We start from the raw sequence: 20,288 nt of genomic DNA, 5'->3' as shown, positions 1-20,288 counted from the left end.
CACAACCCTTCTTTCTCTTTCCTATTTTGCTGCTTCGCAGAAAGGCAGTATTGCCGCAAGCACTTCCACTTCCAGCTTATGCAGCAGCCAGATTGTCCAAGTCCGTTATATAAGATATTTATTTATCTCCACTAAGTCCGGCAACATGGTACCCGCAACGAAGACGCCGAAATTGGATTCTCGACGCCTTGCTGCTCTCCAAATATATTAATTGATTCGGATCAGTTGGATGTTGGCATTAACGGGTATACCTTCTCCGATAGGCTCTCCGGTATCATTGAACAATCCCAAGCCGACCTGGGTTGCGTCTGTCACTACAATAGCTCCGCCGGACACGGTTGCTATAGAAGTATTTGCTATATCTGAGCTTGCACCTCCCCCTTCAACAGCATCAATCCGTGCTCCTGTTAAATCTGTGGTATATAACTGGAAAACCATCGGGCCAGCAGGGTCAAGGGGGTTCTGCCCACTGACATAAAATTGCACAAAAATAGTAGAATTCACCGGTAGTACAAAGAAATTACCAATATTCGTATCAAGAATAATATTTCCGCTCTGCGGACCTGGTTCATTCCATATCACTGCATCAGGTGAACCCACAGTAGCTTCGCTGGCTACTGCAGAACTATAGTCGGCAAAGAAGGCGTCTCCTGTATCACCAGTCGCCCCGGTTAAGCCGGTTAAGCCGGTTAAGCCGGTTAAGCCGGTTAAGCCAGTTAAGCCGGTTAAGCCGGTAAGCCCGGTTAAGCCGGTAAGCCCGGTTAAGCCGGTTAAGCCGGTAAGCCCGGTTAAGCCGGTTAAGCCGGTAAGCCCGGTTAAACCCATGTCACCAGTCTCTCCGGTCTCTCCAGTCAGCCCAGTAAAACCTGTGATTCCCGTCTGTCCGGTTAAGCCGGTAAGTCCCGTCTCTCCCGTTTGCCCAGTGGGGCCTATTGGACCTTGTTCTCCGGCAATACCTTGAGCTCCTACGGGTCCTGGAGGGCCACCCGGATCCCCCGTCACACCGGTTGCCCCTGTGGGACCTACCATTATAGAAGCTGAGAGTACTGTTTCCAGCTTATTGGTAAGAATAAATTCCTTCTTGACAATGTCGCGCATCATATTTCTTACACTATCATTCATAGCCAGCACTTCGCCAATCGTCGCCTCGGGAGCTGTAACCCCGGGTAAGGTGCCCAGGATATATTGCAGCTTCTCTCCTTCGGCATTAATGATATGGCTAAGCCCTAATTCTTCCATCGCAATGGACGACAGCAGCAGGTTGACAGCATCATCCCTACTAATGTTTATCGTTGGGGTGATATTAGGCAGGTTCGCCTGAGACATGGAATCAACTCCTCTGTATTAAGATGGGTTAGAGCAATTTAATGATTGAGATGGTAGCAGAGAGATTGGTGAGATCGTCCCCCAAATTTGACACTACCAGTGTATTAGGATTCTCGGCTGTAACTGTGGGAAAGACGCTTCCGCCCTTCACTACATTTGGAGCTCCTAGAATAGCGGATGTTGCCTGACTTCCATCAATGCCGGTTCCGTTGAGAAGCAGCCCGAGGTCCATCCCGGCGCCTGCTGCAGAAACTGCATTTGCTGAATATTGGACATAGTATAGCGCAGGCTCATTTACACCCCCCACATCATTATTCAGTAAATTAAATGTTCCTGCTCCAGCACGAAAGATGCTCGTACCTGAATTAGCTCCGTCATCGGTAAACACCACTGGATCACCTGCAGTTACAGTTGCTCCAGTAACATAAGATACCAGCCGGTCTATTTCAGGCACACCGGAGACGCCAGGTAAGCCTGTAGCACCGGTAAGACCAGTCGCTCCGGTTGCGCCCGTTTCCCCGGTCAGACCCATTAACCCTGTCAGACCCGTGGCACCCGTTTGCCCTGTAAGTCCAGTTTCTCCTGTTAGACCAGTAGCTCCGGTTAGACCCGTAAGCCCGGTCATGCCAGTCACACCAGTCACTCCTGTTTCACCTGTGAGACCTGTGGTTCCGGTTAAACCTGGCAGACCGGTTAGACCAATAGCGCCGGTGGGGCCGGTCACCCCTGTAGCACCCTCATCTCCGGTGTCTCCAGTTACACCGGGCAGGCCTCTTGGACCTGGTGGACCTTCGTCTGGACCTGTTGGTCCGGTTACTCCGGTAGCCCCGTAATCCACAGGTGCTGCAAGCAGACTCTCTAGTTGGCTGGTCTGTAACCAAGCACTTTTAACCGTCTCCCCCAGCATATTCCTTATGCTTGAAGTAATGTCCTGAAGATTGGAAATGTTCACGACCGGAGCGGTTACTCCAGGAAGAGTACCCAGTGCATATTGCAGCTTCTCTCCTTCTGCATTAATGACATGGCTAAGTCCCAGTTCTTCCATCGCGATTGCCGATAGCATCATATTGATAGCGTCATTTCTGGTGAGAGAAATGGTTGGTGTAATATTCGGCAGATTGGCTTGAGACAAATCAATCCTCTCCTTTCTTGATTAGAATAGTCCATCATATGCCGTTCAGAATAAATGGTTCGTTAATCCGTCCAAGCTATTTAAGGAAAATCCCTTTTTTCTTTCTTAATGTTTAATAAAGGAACAAAACGCCTGCGGCATCACTATTATGGTCGGTTTTTCAACCACATCCGGCTCACGCGCCTACGCGCACAACTTATTCAATCCAACGAACATCATAATTCCTGATCAACAAGTAGAAACAGCTTTGCCGTCCTTTTAAGGACGGTATCATTTCAGCGAGAAATATAAGGATAAGTTATCGTGTGAAACATATTCATTCTTTTATTTGAACAAAATCACCCTAACGGGTGAATAAGATTACCTGCGAGCGAACACAATGTATGCTGTTTTAGCCATACATTCGGTCCATTTCCCTGCTTGCGGGCACAATGTATGCTGTTTTAGCCATACATTCGGTCCATTTCCCTGCTTGCGGGCACAATGTATGCTGTTTTAGCCATACATTCGGTCCATTTCCCTGCTTGCGGGCACAATGTATGCTGTTTTAGCCATACATTCGGTCCATTTCCCTGCTTGCGGGGATGGCGTAAAGTAAGTTGTGTACCAAGATTTGGAGTCTAGTCAGACACCAAAAAAGTAGGGTATCCTCGGGATTGCGAAACCACCAAGGAGGAACCCTACCAATGAATATTTTACCCGAAAGTTCTCTGAATAATCTATTTGAAAAACTTGTTAAAGATTTTGTGAAAGACAACATGGAACGCCTGTTGCGCGCCGAAATCCAGGGGTTTATGGACAGTGAAGAAGCGGGTGCCAGTAATAGTCGTAACGGCTATTATACGCGAGACTTACACACGAAATACGGCCATATCGAGGATCTTCAGGTGCCCCGGGACCGCCAAAGCCTTTTCCAGACGCAGATGTTTGAGCCGTACCAGCGGCGGGACGGATGGTTAGAAGAGGCTGTCATCCAAATGTATAAATCGGGCATGGGCACGCGGGATGTGGCCCGGTTCATTGAAAGTATGTTTGGCAGCCACTACTCCCCCACCACGGTCAGCAATATTACGGCTACGGTGCTGGACGATATCCACCAGTGGCAGAAACGGCCCCTGAGCAAACGGTACTCCGTGATCTACTTGGATGGGCTGTACGTGAAGCTGAAACGGGGCACGGTCCGTGGCGAAGTGGTCTACTTTGCGATGGGGATTGACGAGGAGGGACAGCGTCAAATTCTCGGGTTTTACGTGGGCGGCCAAGAGAGTTCGAATGGCTGGCGGGAGGTACTCAAAGACCTGTACGACCGCGGAGCGCAGGAAGTCCTGCTGGGTGTGTTTGACGGACTACCGGGGCTGGATGCGGCGTTTAAAGAGACCTATCCTCAGGCAGATGTACAGCATTGCGTAGTGCACAAAGTGCGGGCCACGTTCCCTAAAATCCGGATGGAGCACAAAACTGATGTCCTTGAAGCGTTGAAAACCGTATATACCGCACCGGATGAAGTGGTAGCCCGGGCTAACTTTGATACGGTCAAAGCGAAGTGGAACAAGCTATATCCGAAGGAAATGAGGTCCTGGGAGGAACAGTTATCCACACTCCTGACGTTCTACAAGTATCCGGAATCGATCCGTAAAGCGATCTACACGTCGAACCCCATCGAACGGATGAACAAGGAAATCCGCAAGCGTCTGAAACCGATGAACAGTCTGACGAACATGGATGCGGCAGAGAAAATCGTGTACCTGGAGATGCTGGAATACAATGAACGTCATGCAGGGCGGGTCGCCCAAGGCTTTGGCATGGATGCCGTTAAAAAGAAGCTAAAAGAGCTATTCGAAACACGCTACCCCTCTTTACCCGCACCGGAAGAGGCGTAGCAGAGAAATCCAGTTTCTGGGGGTCGGGGTTCCCCCTCCCCCCAGAAACACTGCACCCCAACCCGTAACCCGGGGGAGGTACTTCTACTCTCTTACACAAACTTCTTGACGCTACCCTTGCGGGCACAATGTATGCTGTTTTAGCCATACATTCGGTCCATTTCCCTGCTTGCGGGCACAATGTATGCTGTTTTTCGCATACATTTGGTTCATAGGCCGTTGTACCCTCCCATTCTATAGGTTCTAAGCCTACCTCCGAATCATTCCAAGAGCTCTTATCCACAAATCTACACACACCTCTGCCGCAGCAGCAGGAAACTATAGTTTCCTATACAATAAAAAAGTCAAGATCAGCTTAGTTTCATGCTGATCCTGACTGAACGCTTAGATTACATAATCAAATTCATATTCATATTTATTGTTACTTTAACCAAGTAGAACTATTGTAACTTTAGCCGCGAAAAACGCATTAGGCATTCCTGTGGCTCTACTGGTTACAGAAGTTCCCTCATACATAAGGGCTAGTTGGATTGTTGTGGGTTCATCCGCTTCAAGGATATAGGTTCCATGTACTATAGAAGCAACGTTGTTCATTGGAGCGGCAATTTGAGACAAAGATTCCGGCATGCCGTCTAATAAAAGTTCCAGACCAGCCGGTCTGATATCACTAGACTGAATATTGGCCTGATACATGATTAGATAGCTTCCGCTTTGGACAACAAATGCATCTGTATCCGTACTATCCGGACCTATAGCATCACCACTGCTGGATGTATTAACGTAAGTGAAATGAGGAATAGGAAAATGATCACTGGTTGCTACAGCCACGGGTTCATAAAAAGCAAATTGTGCATAGCTTCGGGACATGGAACCCGTCGGGCCCACTATCCCAATCCCGGTAGGTCCTGTAGCACCTGTATATCCCGTAGCTCCAACTGGACCTGCCAGCCCGGTCGTCCCTGTTGGGCCTGCATACCCGGTGGTTCCTGTCGGGCCTGATAATCCGGTAATGCCGGTTGGACCTGTGAATCCAGTCGCTCCGGTTAGACCGGTATATCCCGTAGCTCCTGTTCGACCGTCATCGCCGTTATTTCCATTTGCGCCGTCAATTCCCTTTTTCCCCTGTGGTCCTGTTGTTCCTGTTGGTCCAGTAGCCCCTGTAGTTCCTGTTGGCCCTGTTAGTCCTGTTGCACCTGTCTCTCCTGTTTCGACAATACTTAATCCCGTAGCCCCTGGAGGACCCGTCGTACCCGTAGCCCCTGTTAACCCGGTGAGTCCTGTTGAACCTGTGATTCCCGTCGTGCCGATCGGACCGTCCAGTCCCGTCGTTCCTACCGGTCCATCTACACCCGTCGTGCCCACCGGACCATCGAACCCTGTTGTGCCTACTGGACCATCCAGTCCCGTTGTACCGACCGGACCATCAAGTCCCGTCGTTCCCACTGGACCATCGAGTCCCGTCGTTCCCACTGGACCATCCAGTCCCGTCGTTCCGACCGGACCGTCCAGACCTGTCGTACCCACCGGTCCGTCCAAACCTGTCGTACCCACCGGGCCGTCTAAACCTGTTGTGCCCACTGGACCGTCTAGACCTGTCGTGCCCACCGGACCATCCAGTCCTGTTGTACCTACTGGACCATCGAACCCTGTTGTGCCCACTGGACCGTCGAGTCCCGTCGTTCCTACTGGACCGTCTAAACCTGTTGTGCCCACCGGGCCATCCAGTCCCGTCGTGCCCACCGGGCCATCCAGTCCCGTCGTGCCCACCGGACCATCCAGTCCCGTCGTGCCCACCGGACCGTCGAGTCCTGTCGTGCCCACTGGACCGTCTAAACCTGTCGTGCCCACTGGACCGTCTAGACCTGTCGTGCCCACCGGACCATCCAGTCCCGTTGTGCCCACTGGACCATCCAGTCCCGTCGTGCCCACCGGGCCATCCAGTCCCGTCGTGCCCACCGGGCCATCCAGTCCCGTCGTGCCCACCGGACCATCCAGTCCCGTCGTGCCCACTGGACCGTCTAGACCTGTCATGGCCACTGGACCGTCTAGACCTGTCGTGCCCACTGGACCGTCTAGACCTGTCGTGCCCACTGGACCGTCTAGACCTGTCGTGCCCACTGGACCGTCTAGACCTGTCGTGCCCACCGGGCCATCCAGACCCGTTGTGCCCACTGGACCATCCAGTCCCGTCGTGCCCACCGGACCGTCTAATCCTGTTGTGCCCACTGGACCGTCGAGTCCTGTCGTGCCCACCGGGCCATCCAGACCCGTCGTGCCCACTGGACCGTCTAGACCTGTCGTGCCCACCGGACCGTCTAACCCTGTCGTGCCCACTGGACCGTCCAGTCCTGTTGTGCCCACCGGACCGTCTAACCCTGTCGTGCCCACCGGGCCATCCAAACCTGTTGTGCCCACTGGACCGTCGAGTCCCGTTGTGCCCACCGGGCCGTCGAGTCCCGTCGTTCCTACTGGTCCATCTAGACCTGTCGTGCCCACTGGACCGTCCAGTCCTGTTGTGCCCACCGGACCGTCTAAACCTGTTGTGCCCACCGGGCCATCCAAACCTGTTGTGCCCACTGGACCGTCGAGTCCCGTTGTGCCCACCGGTCCGTCGAGTCCCGTCGTTCCTACTGGACCGTCTAAACCTGTTGTGCCCACTGGACCATCTAAACCTGTTGTACCAACCGGACCGTCTAGACCTGTCGTGCCGACTGGACCGTCCAGACCCGTTGTTCCCACTGGGCCATCCAGTCCCGTCGTGCCCACTGGACCGTCTAGACCTGTCGTGCCCACTGGACCGTCTAGACCTGTCGTGCCCACTGGACCGTCTAGACCTGTCGTGCCCACTGGACCGTCTAGACCTGTCGTGCCCACCGGGCCATCCAGACCCGTTGTGCCCACTGGACCATCCAGTCCCGTCGTGCCCACCGGACCGTCTAAACCTGTTGTGCCCACTGGACCGTCTAGACCTGTCGTTCCCACTGGGCCATCCAGTCCCGTCGTGCCCACTGGACCGTCGAGTCCCGTCGTGCCTACCGGTCCGTCCAGTCCCGTCGTGCCCACCGGACCGTCCAGACCCGTCGTTCCTACCGGACCATCTAACCCTGTTGTGCCCACCGGGCCGTCCAGTCCCGTCGTGCCCACCGGTCCGTCTAAACCTGTTGTGCCGACTGGACCATCCAGACCCGTCGTGCCGACTGGACCATCCAGTCCCGTTGTACCTACTGGACCATCCAGTCCCGTTGTACCGACCGGACCATCCAGTCCCGTCGTTCCCACTGGGCCATCCAGTCCTGTTGTCCCCACCGGGCCGTCGAGTCCTGTTGTGCCCACCGGACCGTCTAGACCTGTTGTTCCTACCGGGCCGTCGAGTCCCGTCGTTCCTACTGGTCCATCTAGACCTGTTGTGCCCACTGGACCGTCTAACCCTGTTGTGCCCACCGGACCATCCAGTCCTGTTGTGCCCACCGGACCGTCCAGACCTGTCGTTCCCACTGGACCATCCAGTCCCGTTGTACCGACCGGACCATCCAGTCCCGTCGTTCCCACCGGACCGTCCAGACCTGTTGTGCCCACCGGACCATCCAGACCTGTCGTCCCCACTGGACCGTCGAGTCCCGTTGTACCTACTGGACCGTCCAGTCCCGTCGTTCCCACCGGACCGTCTAAACCTGTCGTACCGACTAGACCATCTAACCCTGTTGTGCCCACTGGACCGTCCAGACCTGTCGTTCCCACTGGGCCATCCAGTCCAGTCGTGCCCACCGGGCCGTCCAGTCCCGTCGTTCCTACTGGACCGTCTAAACCTGTTGTCCCCACTGGTCCATCCAGTCCTGTTGTGCCCACCGGACCGTCGAGTCCTGTTGTGCCCACTGGACCGTCTAGACCCGTCGTGCCTACCGGTCCATCCAGTCCCGTCGTGCCCACCGGACCATCTAAACCTGTTGTCCCCACTGGACCGTCTAGACCCGTCGTGCCTACCGGTCCATCCAGGCCTGTTGTTCCGACTGGACCGTCCAATCCCGTCGTTCCTACCGGACCGTCCAGACCTGTTGTGCCCACCGGACCGTCCAGTCCTGTTGTTCCGACTGGGCCGTCTACACCCGTCGTGCCCACCGGACCATCTAACCCTGTTGTGCCCACCGGACCATCCAGTCCTGTTGTGCCCACCGGACCGTCCAGACCTGTCGTTCCCACTGGGCCATCCAGTCCCGTTGTGCCCACCGGGCCATCCAGTCCTGTTGTCCCCACTGGGCCATCCAGTCCCGTCGTGCCCACCGGGCCGTCCAGCCCCGTCGTTCCTACCGGTCCATCCAGTCCCGTCGTGCCCACCGGACCATCCAGTCCCGTCGTGCCTACTGGTCCATCCAGTCCCGTTGTGCCCACCGGACCATCCAGTCCTGTTGTTCCGACTGGACCGTCTAGTCCTGTTGTTCCCACCGGACCGTCGAGTCCTGTTGTTCCGACTGGGCCGTCTAAACCTGTTGTTCCGACTGGGCCATCCAGTCCTGTCGTTCCGACCGGACCGTCTAAACCTGTTGTTCCCACCGGACCGTCGAGTCCTGTTGTTCCGACTGGACCATCCAGTCCTGTCGTTCCGACTGGACCATCTAACCCTGTCGTGCCCACCGGGCCATCCAGTCCTGTTGTTCCGACTGGACCATCTAAACCTGTCGTGCCCACCGGGCCATCCAGTCCTGTTGTTCCGACTGGACCGTCCAGTCCCGTTGTGCCCACTGGGCCATCCAGTCCTGTCGTACCCACCGGACCGTCCAGACCTGTCGTGCCCATTGGACCCTCCAGTCCCGTCGTGCCCACCGGACCATCCAGACCTGTCGTGCCCACCGGACCGTCTAACCCTGTTGTTCCTACCGGACCATCTAACCCTGTCGTGCCCACCGGACCATCCAGACCCGTCGTTCCGACTGGACCGTCAAGACCTGTCGTGCCCACCGGACCGTCGAGACCTGTCGTGCCCACCGGACCGTCTAACCCTGTTGTTCCTACCGGACCATCTAACCCTGTCGTGCCCACTGGACCGTCTAATCCTGTTGTGCCCACTGGACCGTCGAGTCCTGTCGTTCCTACCGGACCATCGAGTCCCGTCGTTCCGACTGGACCATCTAAACCTGTCGTGCCCACTGGACCGTCGAGTCCCGTCGTACCGACTGGACCATCTAAACCTGTCGTGCCCACCGGGCCATCCAGTCCTGTTGTTCCGACTGGACCATCTAAACCTGTCGTGCCCACCGGGCCATCCAGTCCTGTTGTTCCGACTGGACCATCTAAACCTGTCGTGCCCACCGGGCCATCCAGTCCTGTTGTTCCGACTGGACCGTCTAGTCCTGTTGTTCCCACCGGACCGTCGAGTCCTGTTGTTCCGACTGGGCCGTCTAAACCTGTTGTTCCGACTGGGCCATCCAGTCCTGTCGTTCCGACCGGACCGTCTAAACCTGTTGTTCCCACCGGACCGTCGAGTCCTGTTGTTCCGACTGGGCCGTCTAAACCTGTTGTTCCGACTGGACCATCCAGTCCTGTCGTTCCGACTGGACCATCCAGTCCTGTTGTTCCGACTGGACCATCCAGTCCTGTCGTTCCTACCGGACCGTCTAAACCTGTCGTGCCCACCGGACCGTCCAGACCTGTCGTGCCCACCGGACCGTCCAGACCTGTCGTGCCCACTGGACCGTCAAGTCCCGTCGTGCCCACCGGACCGTCCAGACCTGTCGTGCCCACTGGACCGTCTAAACCTGTTGTTCCGACTGGACCATCCAGACCTGTCGTTCCTACCGGACCGTCGAGTCCCGTCGTGCCCACCGGACCGTCTAGACCTGTTGTGCCGACCGGACCATCCAAACCTGTTGTGCCCACTGGACCGTCGAGTCCTGTTGTTCCGACTGGACCATCCAGACCTGTCGTTCCGACTGGACCGTCGAGTCCCGTCGTGCCCACCGGACCGTCGAGTCCCGTCGTGCCCACCGGACCGTCCAGACCTGTCGTGCCCACTGGACCGTCTAAACCTGTTGTTCCGACTGGACCGTCGAGTCCCGTCGTGCCCACCGGACCATCCAGTCCTGTCGTGCCCACCGGGCCATCCAGTCCCGTCGTGCCTACTGGACCGTCGAGTCCCGTCGTTCCGACTGGACCGTCCAGACCTGTCGTGCCTACTGGACCGTCGAGTCCCGTCGTGCCTACCGGACCGTCCAGTCCTGTTGTGCCCACTGGACCATCTAACCCCGTCGTGCCCACCGGACCGTCGAGTCCAGTCGTTCCTACCGGACCATCCAGTCCTGTTGTGCCCACTGGACCATCTAACCCCGTCGTGCCCACCGGACCGTCGAGTCCCGTCGTTCCTACCGGACCATCCAGTCCCGTCGTGCCCACCGGGCCATCCAGTCCCGTCGTGCCCACCGGGCCATCCAGTCCCGTCGTGCCTACTGGACCATCCAGTCCCGTCGTGCCTACTGGACCATCCAGTCCCGTCGTGCCCACTGGACCATCTAACCCTGTTGTGCCTACTGGACCGTCCAGACCTGTCGTTCCGACTGGACCGTCGAGTCCCGTCGTGCCCACCGGACCATCCAGTCCTGTCGTGCCCACCGGGCCATCCAGTCCCGTCGTGCCCACTGGACCATCTAACCCTGTTGTGCCTACTGGACCGTCCAGACCTGTCGTTCCGACTGGACCGTCGAGTCCCGTCGTGCCCACCGGACCATCCAGTCCTGTCGTGCCCACCGGGCCATCCAGTCCCGTCGTGCCTACTGGACCGTCGAGTCCCGTCGTGCCTACCGGACCGTCCAGTCCTGTTGTGCCCACTGGACCATCTAACCCCGTCGTGCCCACCGGACCGTCGAGTCCAGTCGTTCCTACCGGACCATCCAGTCCCGTCGTGCCCACCGGGCCATCCAGTCCCGTCGTGCCTACTGGACCATCCAGTCCCGTCGTTCCCACAGGACCATCCAGTCCTGTTGTTCCCACCGGACCATCCAGTCCTGTCGTGCCCACTGGACCATCTAACCCTGTCGTGCCCACCGGACCGTCCAGACCTGTCGTTCCGACCGGACCATCCAGTCCCGTCGTGCCCACCGGACCATCCAGTCCTGTCGTTCCTACCGGACCATCCAGTCCTGTCGTGCCCACTGGACCATCCAGTCCCGTCGTGCCCACCGGACCATCCAGTCCTGTCGTTCCTACCGGACCATCCAGTCCTGTCGTGCCCACTGGACCGTCGAGTCCCGTCGTGCCCACCGGACCATCCAGTCCTGTCGTGCCCACCGGGCCATCCAGTCCCGTCGTGCCGACTGGACCATCCAGTCCCGTCGTTCCCACAGGACCATCCAGACCTGTCGTTCCTACTGGACCGTCGAGTCCCGTCGTGCCCACTGGACCATCTAAACCCGTCGTGCCCACCGGGCCATCCAGTCCCGTCGTGCCCACCGGACCGTCGAGTCCCGTCGTGCCCACTGGACCGTCGAGTCCCGTCGTTCCCACAGGACCATCCAGACCTGTCGTTCCTACTGGACCGTCGAGTCCCGTCGTGCCCACTGGACCATCTAAACCCGTCGTGCCCACCGGGCCATCCAGTCCCGTCGTGCCCACCGGACCGTCGAGTCCCGTCGTGCCCACTGGACCGTCGAGTCCCGTCGTGCCCACTGGACCGTCGAGTCCTGTCGTGCCGATTGGACCGTCCAGACCCGTCGTGCCCACTGGACCATCTAACCCTGTTGTGCCCACTGGACCGTCCAGTCCCGTCGTGCCCACTGGACCATCCAGTCCCGTCGTTCCTACTGGACCATCTAACCCTGTCGTGCCCACTGGACCGTCCAGACCCGTCGTTCCTACTGGACCATCTAAACCCGTCGTGCCCACTGGACCGTCAAGTCCCGTCGTGCCTACTGGACCATCCAGTCCCGTCGTGCCCACCGGGCCATCCAGTCCCGTCGTGCCTACTGGACCATCCAGACCCGTCGTGCCGACTGGACCATCTAACCCTGTTGTGCCCACTGGACCATCTAGACCTGTCGTGCCCACCGGACCGTCCAGTCCCGTCGTGCCCACCGGACCATCTAGACCTGTCGTGCCCACCGGACCGTCCAGTCCCGTCGTGCCCACCGGACCATCTAACCCCGTCGTGCCGACTGGACCGTCAAGTCCCGTCGTGCCCACCGGACCTTCCAGTCCCGTCGTGCCCACCGGACCATCTAACCCTGTCGTTCCTACTGGACCGTCGAGTCCCGTCGTGCCTACTGGACCATCCAGTCCCGTCGTGCCGACCGGACCATCTAACCCTGTCGTGCCCACCGGACCCTCTAACCCTGTCGTTCCGACTGGACCATCTAACCCTGTCGTGCCCACCGGGCCATCTAACCCTGTTGTTCCGACCGGACCATCTAACCCTGTCGTGCCCACTGCACCCGACGGTCCAGTGGTTCCTATCGAGCCTGTAGTCCCTGTTCTCCCTCCCGGTCCTGTTGACCCTCTCGGACCTTGAGCACCCGGTCCTACTGGTCCGGTGGTACCTTGAGGCCCTGTAGTCCCTGGAGGTCCTGTTGTTCCTCTAGGTCCTGTAGGTCCAACCCCCATATGCTTTCAACTCCTCGCAATGATGATGGATATATCTTTTACCGTAAGAGAATTAAGAAACGAATACACTTCGGTTCTAAGGAAGGTATCCGTTTCAAATTTAATAATAAGTAGTCATTTAAATTAATTTAGGGCAAAAATAGTGACAGCAGCATATTGGAATGCTTGTGCGACAGTTTGCACATTGGTTGCTGTAGACGTACCTTGGTCTCGAAGCACTACCTGCAGATCAGTAATCGGTCCATTCGTTGCATCTATAATTCGGACAACTGACACCGGACTAATCAATCTAGTCGGATCACCAATTGCACCCGAATAAAAAATGGATGAATTATCTAGCGATCCCTCATAGTAAAGTGCAAGGCCAGGAGCAGTTGTTGCTGTATATCTTATAGATGCTTGATATGAGATGTAGTACATATGGCCGCCTGGCAGAGAAAAGGTACTACCTCCAGAAAGTCCTATAGACTCACCGGGATCTGAATTAGCTCTTTGGAAACTCCCAATTGGCGTGTTAGCAGCGGAAGCTACTGTACTGCTATTGCTCAAGAATGTTCCAAAAATAGCTGAAATGGAACCAGTTGCTCCCGGACTTCCCGGACTTCCTGGTGCCCCCGTAGTTCCCGCTGCTCCCGGACCTCCTGGTAACCCCGTAGTTCCCGCTGGTCCCACACCTCCTGGGAACCCCGTAGTTCCCGCTGGTCCCACACCTCCTGGTGCCCCCGTAGTTCCCGCTGGTCCTACACCTCCTGGGAATCCCGTAGTTCCCGCTGGCCCCGAACCTCCTGGGAATCCCGTAGTCCCGGCTGGTCCCACACCTCCTGGTAACCCCGTAGTCCCGGCTGGTCCCACACCTCCTGGTAACCCCGTAGTTCCCGCTGGTCCCGGACCTCCTGGTAACCCCGTAGTTCCCGCTGGTCCCGGACCTCCTGGTAATCCCGTAGTTCCGGCTGGTCCCGGACCTCCCGGTGCTCCCGTAGTTCCGGCTGGTCCCGGACCTCCCGGTGCTCCCGTAGTTCCATCAAAACCGTTCCCCCCGTTAGCTCCGTCAGTTCCTTTTTTCCCCGGCGCCCCGGTTGGGCCTGTTGGTCCTGTTATTCCAATTCCCATATTCCTTTTCCCCTTTCTGACACTATGTTTATAATCTTCATCTCATGGATAACAGTCTGTTCTGAACAATAACAGAACTGATCTCATTCATACTTCCAGGCACAGACACAAATTCTCCGCTGACTGGATTACAGCTAAGCACTGTCTCGCGGTGAGCCAGACGATTCCTCTGAACCATCCAGTGCTTCTGGTCTATTCCCTCTTCCTGCAAGCATAGATTAAAAGAGATCATAGTTTTACGGCTGATCAGTGATTGCTTGAGGCTTCCCAGTGCATCAAGATCTTTTCCACAAACCTCATCATATGGATTCAACCACAGCACATAAGGAGTTGTGAGCACCTCCTGTATATTATCCCAGAACTGAAATGCACCCTCGCCATTAGTGAAATGAAGGATCTGTGCTTCCAGTTCTTCAGCAAGCCCCCTGGCGTCCTTTCCCATTCCCGCATCGATAATGATCCACTCATCAGCGAGCAGCTTCCACTTCTGAGCCCAATTAATCAGAGCTGAGCGCGGGCCATCTTCGCTGCTTATCAGCACTACAACGGACCATTTATTTCGCTCCAAAGCTGCAGATGAAGGACAGGTCTTCTTCAGAAGAGGATGATTAGAGGCACAACGATTGCCAGAAGGATGCCCATCCGTCCCTTGCATTCCTACCCTCAGCTGAGATAGCTTAACCGCAGCTTCAGCCAGTGCAGGCGAATACTCCAGCGCTCTGGAGTACCAGGCAGCGGCATCGCCAGGCTCTCCGAGCATTTCATAGCAATTGCCCAGGTAATAGCAGGGATAGAAGGTTCCCGCACCTCTAAGAACCATATGATGAAGAGCATTCTCTCCTAGGGACAGACAATGCTCGAAAGCGGAGATTGCAGCTTCCACTTGCCCGATATGCATAAGAATGCATCCTTTGTATAGATGCAGATCCACATAATCCGGGTAGAGACTGGTCGCCTTGTCGATACCGGGCCAGCTCTCCCTGAAGCTGCCCGATGCCAGTAAGCAACCATACTTAAGCTTGTAAAAGAGGGAAGGCGGCAGCTTCCGCTGACCCAGCGATGCGGCAATAGCCAGATTTGCCTGCCGGAAGGCATTAGCATAATCCCCAATCCGTTGATATTCACCCGCAATATGATAAAGAGTCCACGGATCGGGATTCGGTTCATCTGCAATGGATTGCTGGAGCAGCTTCAGATTACGTCCATGTTTGGATTTAATGGATGTTACGGACTGCAGGTAGCCGTAATGGAACAGCCTGAGCGGCAGCAGGAATGGTGTGTCGGAATCCTTACCGTCATGCAGCCCCGACAAGCTTAACTGTTCATGGATACCGCCGGTGAAATGAAACCCTTCCCCATTGCGGAATAGACGGCATTGGGACAGTCTGTAAGCCTCATGCGGTTTGGGCCGGAATGCGCTATTGAAATGAATGGTTTCGAGAGAGGCAAGTCTGCTGTTCCTGATACTGCTTACCTCCCTAAGCTTCGGGGCATCGGCAAGTGCAATTTCTTCATCGGCATCCATCCATAGCAACCAGTCGCCAGTCGCATGCCGAAGACTGTAATTGCGGGCCTCTGCGAAGCTCTCCGTCCAGGGGAATTGGAGAACCTTGGCACCGAGGTCATGAGCGATATCCATTGTTCTGTCATGAGAACCTGTATCCACGACAATCATCTCATCCACAGCCTCCCGCACACTCAACAGGCTGCGCGCGATCCATGGCTCCTCATCTCTGACAATCATGCACAAGGAGATTAGAGGGACGTTCGCCTTCGTTGCTTACTGTCATGCTGGAGCTGCCTCCTTTCCTGATGGATGTACCGGACCTCATGAATGGACCGGACAGGTGGATGTGAATTCAGATTGACATCACCTCTCTAACTTATGATGTCTTTCGTCAGGATAGAACGATGTCGGATAAAGTCGGACAGCCTAAGGATAAGTATTAGGCTGATTTAATCCGCTGCATTGAATACTCTCCTTGTCCGTTGCAGGAAGCAGATGCTTCAGTTGATCCGCAGCATCTTTGCGGGTAATCAGAATTCCTGCCGGACCAGCTGCAACAATCACATCATCAAGACCCACTAGCATCACAGGAATATCAAGCTCATTGACAATCTGACAGTTCATTGAATTAGCACTGATCTGGCCCCGCCCAAGAACGGTAGCTGCGAGTTCTTCAGAGAGAGTATTCCAGGTGCCTAGATCCTTCCAGGTATTCAGATAAGGTACACAGATCAGGCGGCTGTTTCTCTCCAATACCTCATAATCGAAGCTGCTCTTGGGCAGGCTGTGATATTGGTTCTGTAATTCCGTATAATCTGTCGTAAAGCCCGATGACTCCAGCCGGTTCAGAAGGTCACATAGACGAAAGGCAAAGATTCCGCAATTCCACATCGCTTGCCGCCCCAGAAGGGCTTCCGCCAGCTTCCTGTCTGGCTTCTCCACGAAGGAATCCACCTGCATATACGTTTGGTTCTCATGTACCTGGGCAGAAGATTCTGAAGAATTCACCGGAACGATATATCCGTATTTCTCTGAAGGTTCTCTTGGCTTAGCCCCAAGCAACGCAATCTCAGCTTCGGAGTGACGGAGCGCATAATCCAGTTCTGTAAGCTTGCAGAAGAAATCATCACCCACATAAGCGTCTACCGGCAGGACGATAACCGTCTCATCCAAGGAAGCCTTCTCCACAGAATATAGATAAGCCGAAGCCAGACATACTGCAGGAAATGTATCTCGGCGCCGCGGTTCAATGATAACCGGTGGCGTCGCTTCACCAAGCTGCTTCCGAATCAGTGTTTCCTGCCCTCTGGAAGTGGCAATATATGCTTCTTGGTTAAGACCTGAAGCAGTCAACTGCCGCCAAATCCGTTGGAGCATCGATTCGCGGCCACCATCTGGAGCAGGCAGTACCTGCAGGAACTGTTTGCTTCGGATACTGCCGGAGAGTGGCCACAGGCGTGTGCCGGAACCACCGGATAGAAGTACCAGCTTCATATTGTCAACTCCGTTCTCCTAATCGAAATTGTCCGCTGTAAGTCCAACCGCCAGAAATTGTTCTTCTGTATCACAGAAGGTTAACATCCCATACTTCTTGCGGTTGTCCAGATATTGCGGGATTCCCGCTTTTCTCAAACCATCGCTTACAATGACATACTCAAAACGGCCGCTGCCGTCCTCGTACTGGACTTGATCCAGAATTTCGTGCCGCATCAGATAAGTGCAATGAATAACATCGACCTGTAGCAGCCCCTTTACCCCCTGATACAAATACTGAAAATACAAATCAGATGGTTTGAAATAACCGAATTCATCTGCCACGTTGTGAAAATTGGAATAATAACTTAATGGTGACTCCGCGACCGTAAGCAAAGGACCTATTACCGGAAGATTAGTGGAAAGCAGGCTTTCGAGCGTATCGGATGCAATGAAGTTATCGCAGTCCGGAACAAAATAATGAGAATTTCTTGCTTTGGCCCATTCGACAGATTCCTGCCGTAACCTGGCCAACACTCTTAGACGGAGATAAGTCCATTCATGCGGAGCAAAATCCTGTACATTTTCCTCCACATCGCTGGCATCAAAATGAACCTCATGATATCTTTCTCCTACCCGCTCCACCCATTCTTCGAGAATTTCTTTGGTGCGGTCTTTATTGTTGTTGGTACGAATATACAGATTGATCCGGGAGGCCGGATACGTCTGCCTCTCAATCAATTCTAGATAGAGCGGAAGTACATGAGCTTTCTCCTTAGCCAATATAGCGATAGTAACCAAATCCCGTTCCATAACTTACCTCCGTTCTAATTGGCGTGATGTGCTAAATATCTGAGGATATTGCCGCGACTGCCTCATGATCTGCATGCTCAGATCTGCTGATAGTAATTCCGCTGGAATAACCAAAAAAAGTGGTCAGGCGCGGAATTTCGATATTCTCCGGATAAATTCTCTCTCCAGCTTGCCTTGTCATATAACGGGCCCCGCCCGCACCTCTGAGAGCTACAACCTGATATTCGTGGAATAACGAGAGCTTAAGTCCCATGAATCTCCGGCGTTCATCTGCCGTTAGTGTATCGCCTTCCTGAAGCCAGAGAATATAGGGCTCTACCGACATACGGGTAATCCATTCGCGGCAATCTCTCATGCTTAGCTCACCCTTAACTGAATAGACCTGTAAGGTATAGCGGGCGGCGGTTTCGGTAATGTTCTCTTTCCCTGAGAGGTTAATCACAATGATCTGTTCAGCCACATCTGCAAAAGAAGCCAGCGTATCCTTCAGGGCAGCTTCATTGCCGGATGAAATAATACCCGCGCACAGGCGTGTGGGAGGAGTATAAATTAACGAATGAATATCCGCTCCCCATTTCTGAAAAGCCTCTTTCTTGTTCTTCTGCAAAAGCGTCGGCAAATCGAAGGAAGGATTCTGCCCCATACTGGCATGACCGATATGGTGGATATATGAATCCTCTGCGATAAGCAGCTTATAGCCGTGCTGTATCGCCCGGAGACACAGATCATCATCTTCGTAATTTCCAAGCCCGTAGCGTTCATCAAACCAACCAATTTCATTCAAGACACTGCGCTTAACCAGCAGGCAAAAGCCAATCAGACGACGCACCTCTACTACCGATCCGCGTTTCGTTTCACAGTAATCCTGTGCAAATTGCTCCATATCCTTCACATCACTGTAGGTCACAGGAATACGCTGATGTCCGCTGATGTAGTTGGTCACGGGACCCGACATACCGACCGAACTGTCGCTGTAAAGTGCCTTTAGCATAGGCGTTAGCCATCCAGGCGGGACTACGGTGTCATTGTTCAGGAATAATATCGAATCTCCTTCTGCTACTGCAATCCCTTGGTTGCAGCCCTTGGCAAAGCCCAGATTTTCTTTGTTTTCAATCACTTTTAGCTCTTTGTAATGAGTCTTAAGGTACTGTGCGGTTCCATCAGTAGAAGCATTGTCGACGATAATAATCTCATGCTCTTCCGGAGTTCCGCGCTTGATGCTCTCCAGACATTGAATGGTTAAGGGAAGCTGATTTAGCGTGAGAATAACGATGCTCGTCTTCATGGGGCTAACTCCTCTCGTTCTTTAAGCTTGGGGCCGTCTATTTGTACATGCTTGTCACCCAGAAATTTAGTATAGTAATCCCGGTTATATTGGGCGCTGGGATTGATAGCGTATTGTGCAAGTGAAATCTCATTGCAATAGTCAGCATGTCTGTGTTGCCCAACCTTGTCATAACAGACACAGAGCTGCAGATGAGGCAGCCAGGTCCGGGAAGAAACATCCGCTAATCCCAGGTCATCTCTTCTCGGCAACGATACCGCAAGCTCGAACCAGTAAATTGCCTGTTCATACTGCTCTAAATCCATAAAATAATAGCCCATTTTGCAGCAGTTTTCCGCTTGTGGAATATCGTAATCGAAGGTGTGGCTCAGAGACAGCAACTGGTCCGCTTTCTCCCCGAGCGCCCCGTAGCTGTCCGCCATCCTCGTATATGCTTGAATATGCTCCTGTGGCGTACCTTTGCCATCTGCCAGGAAGATCTTATAGTTCTCCAGCGCCTCATGATAGTAACCATGATCAAATAGCTCATTGGCGAAATATAACTGGTCTCTTGGTGAGAATTCCTCTCCAGCAGACTTCATCTTCCGGTAAATATCCAGATTCCGTTCGGTGTATTCTTTGTCTTTTTTGTGCGTAATACATACATCGCTCTCCAGCGTGGGCGGCGTAACCTCAATATATTCATGAACAGCACCTGTCCATTGGAAATGGCAATCGCGTCTGAGCAGACGGTTTCGTCTTAAGATCCCTAACGGCTTACCATCGGAATCAGTAAGCAGAATATAGCTCATGGCCACCGAATGGTATTCTGAAGACAAAGAGGTCTTTAAAGCCTTGAAACGGACCCTGTCTGCCTCTTCAATGACATCATCTGCGTCAAGCCATAGAAGATACTCACTGGTTCCCAGGCTGAATGAGTAATTACGTGCGGCTGCGAAGTTGTAAGTCCACTCAAAGTCATAAATACGGGCACCAAAGCTGGCTGCAATTTCCTTAGTGCGATCTGTGGAGCCGGTATCCACGATAACGATCTCATCCACTATGTCCGCAACCGATGCCAGACATCTGCCCAGGCTCTTCTCTTCATTGCGGACAATCATACACAAACTAATAGTCGGCAAGTCTTCTCCTCCTTCTTGCATATTCTGAAAATCGGATTTACCGGATTTCTCGTATATG

At 54.4% G+C, this 20,288-nt stretch carries 9 protein-coding genes; 1 reads left to right on the top strand and 8 read right to left on the bottom strand.

Annotated elements, in window-relative coordinates; translation table 11 throughout:
• Positions 1 to 207 precede the first annotated feature (207 nt).
• Together MKX63_RS14040 and MKX63_RS14035 are read right to left on the bottom strand one after the other, a co-directional pair.
• Positions 208 to 1,326 (bottom strand): hypothetical protein, encoded by a 1,119-nt coding sequence (locus MKX63_RS14040; RefSeq protein WP_341017779.1) that lies wholly within the window; start codon positions 1,324 to 1,326, stop codon positions 208 to 210.
• A 28-nt stretch (positions 1,327 to 1,354) separates the two neighbouring features.
• Positions 1,355 to 2,458, bottom strand: coding sequence for a hypothetical protein (locus MKX63_RS14035; RefSeq protein WP_341017778.1), 1,104 nt, complete (start codon positions 2,456 to 2,458; stop codon positions 1,355 to 1,357).
• Between the two features lie 686 nt (positions 2,459 to 3,144).
• On the opposite strand from MKX63_RS14035, the gene MKX63_RS14030 reads away from it, so the two are divergent.
• On the top strand, positions 3,145 to 4,338 hold the full coding sequence (locus MKX63_RS14030) for an IS256 family transposase (protein ID WP_341016497.1): 1,194 nt from the start codon (positions 3,145 to 3,147) through the stop codon (positions 4,336 to 4,338).
• A gap of 426 nt (positions 4,339 to 4,764) precedes the next feature.
• Here the strand turns inward: MKX63_RS14030 and MKX63_RS14025 are convergent, their stop codons facing one another.
• The 6 genes from MKX63_RS14025 to MKX63_RS14000 all read right to left on the bottom strand — a co-directional run bounded on the left by MKX63_RS14025 (position 4,765) and on the right by MKX63_RS14000 (position 20,230).
• Positions 4,765 to 12,921 carry a hypothetical protein gene (locus MKX63_RS14025; protein ID WP_341017777.1) on the bottom strand — a complete coding sequence of 2,719 codons (8,157 nt, stop codon included), beginning with the start codon at positions 12,919 to 12,921 and terminating at the stop codon, positions 4,765 to 4,767.
• A gap of 1,147 nt (positions 12,922 to 14,068) precedes the next feature.
• The gene (locus MKX63_RS14020) at positions 14,069 to 15,775 is read right to left on the bottom strand and encodes a glycosyltransferase (RefSeq protein ID WP_341017775.1); all 1,707 of its coding nucleotides are present in this window, start codon (positions 15,773 to 15,775) and stop codon (positions 14,069 to 14,071) included.
• Positions 15,776 to 15,964: 189 nt separating this feature from the next.
• On the bottom strand, positions 15,965 to 17,032 hold the full coding sequence (locus MKX63_RS14015; protein WP_341017774.1) for a sugar phosphate nucleotidyltransferase: 1,068 nt from the start codon (positions 17,030 to 17,032) through the stop codon (positions 15,965 to 15,967).
• 18 nt (positions 17,033 to 17,050) lie between these two features.
• A complete protein-coding gene (locus MKX63_RS14010; RefSeq protein ID WP_341017773.1) occupies positions 17,051 to 17,824 on the bottom strand; it encodes a hypothetical protein in 774 nt (257 codons plus the stop codon).
• 31 nt (positions 17,825 to 17,855) lie between these two features.
• On the bottom strand, positions 17,856 to 19,109 hold the full coding sequence (locus MKX63_RS14005) for a glycosyltransferase family 2 protein (RefSeq protein WP_341017771.1): 1,254 nt from the start codon (positions 19,107 to 19,109) through the stop codon (positions 17,856 to 17,858).
• Positions 19,106 to 20,230, bottom strand: coding sequence for a glycosyltransferase family 2 protein (locus tag MKX63_RS14000; protein ID WP_341017770.1), 1,125 nt, complete (start codon positions 20,228 to 20,230; stop codon positions 19,106 to 19,108). The genes MKX63_RS14005 and MKX63_RS14000 overlap by 4 nt, the downstream gene beginning before the upstream one ends.
• Between the last annotated feature and the right edge of the window lie 58 nt (positions 20,231 to 20,288).

This window comes from Paenibacillus sp. FSL R7-0179, assembly GCF_038002265.1.
Classification (GTDB): Bacteria; Bacillota; Bacilli; order Paenibacillales; family Paenibacillaceae; genus Paenibacillus_AQ.
This window is presented reverse-complemented; position numbering and strand designations above follow the sequence as displayed.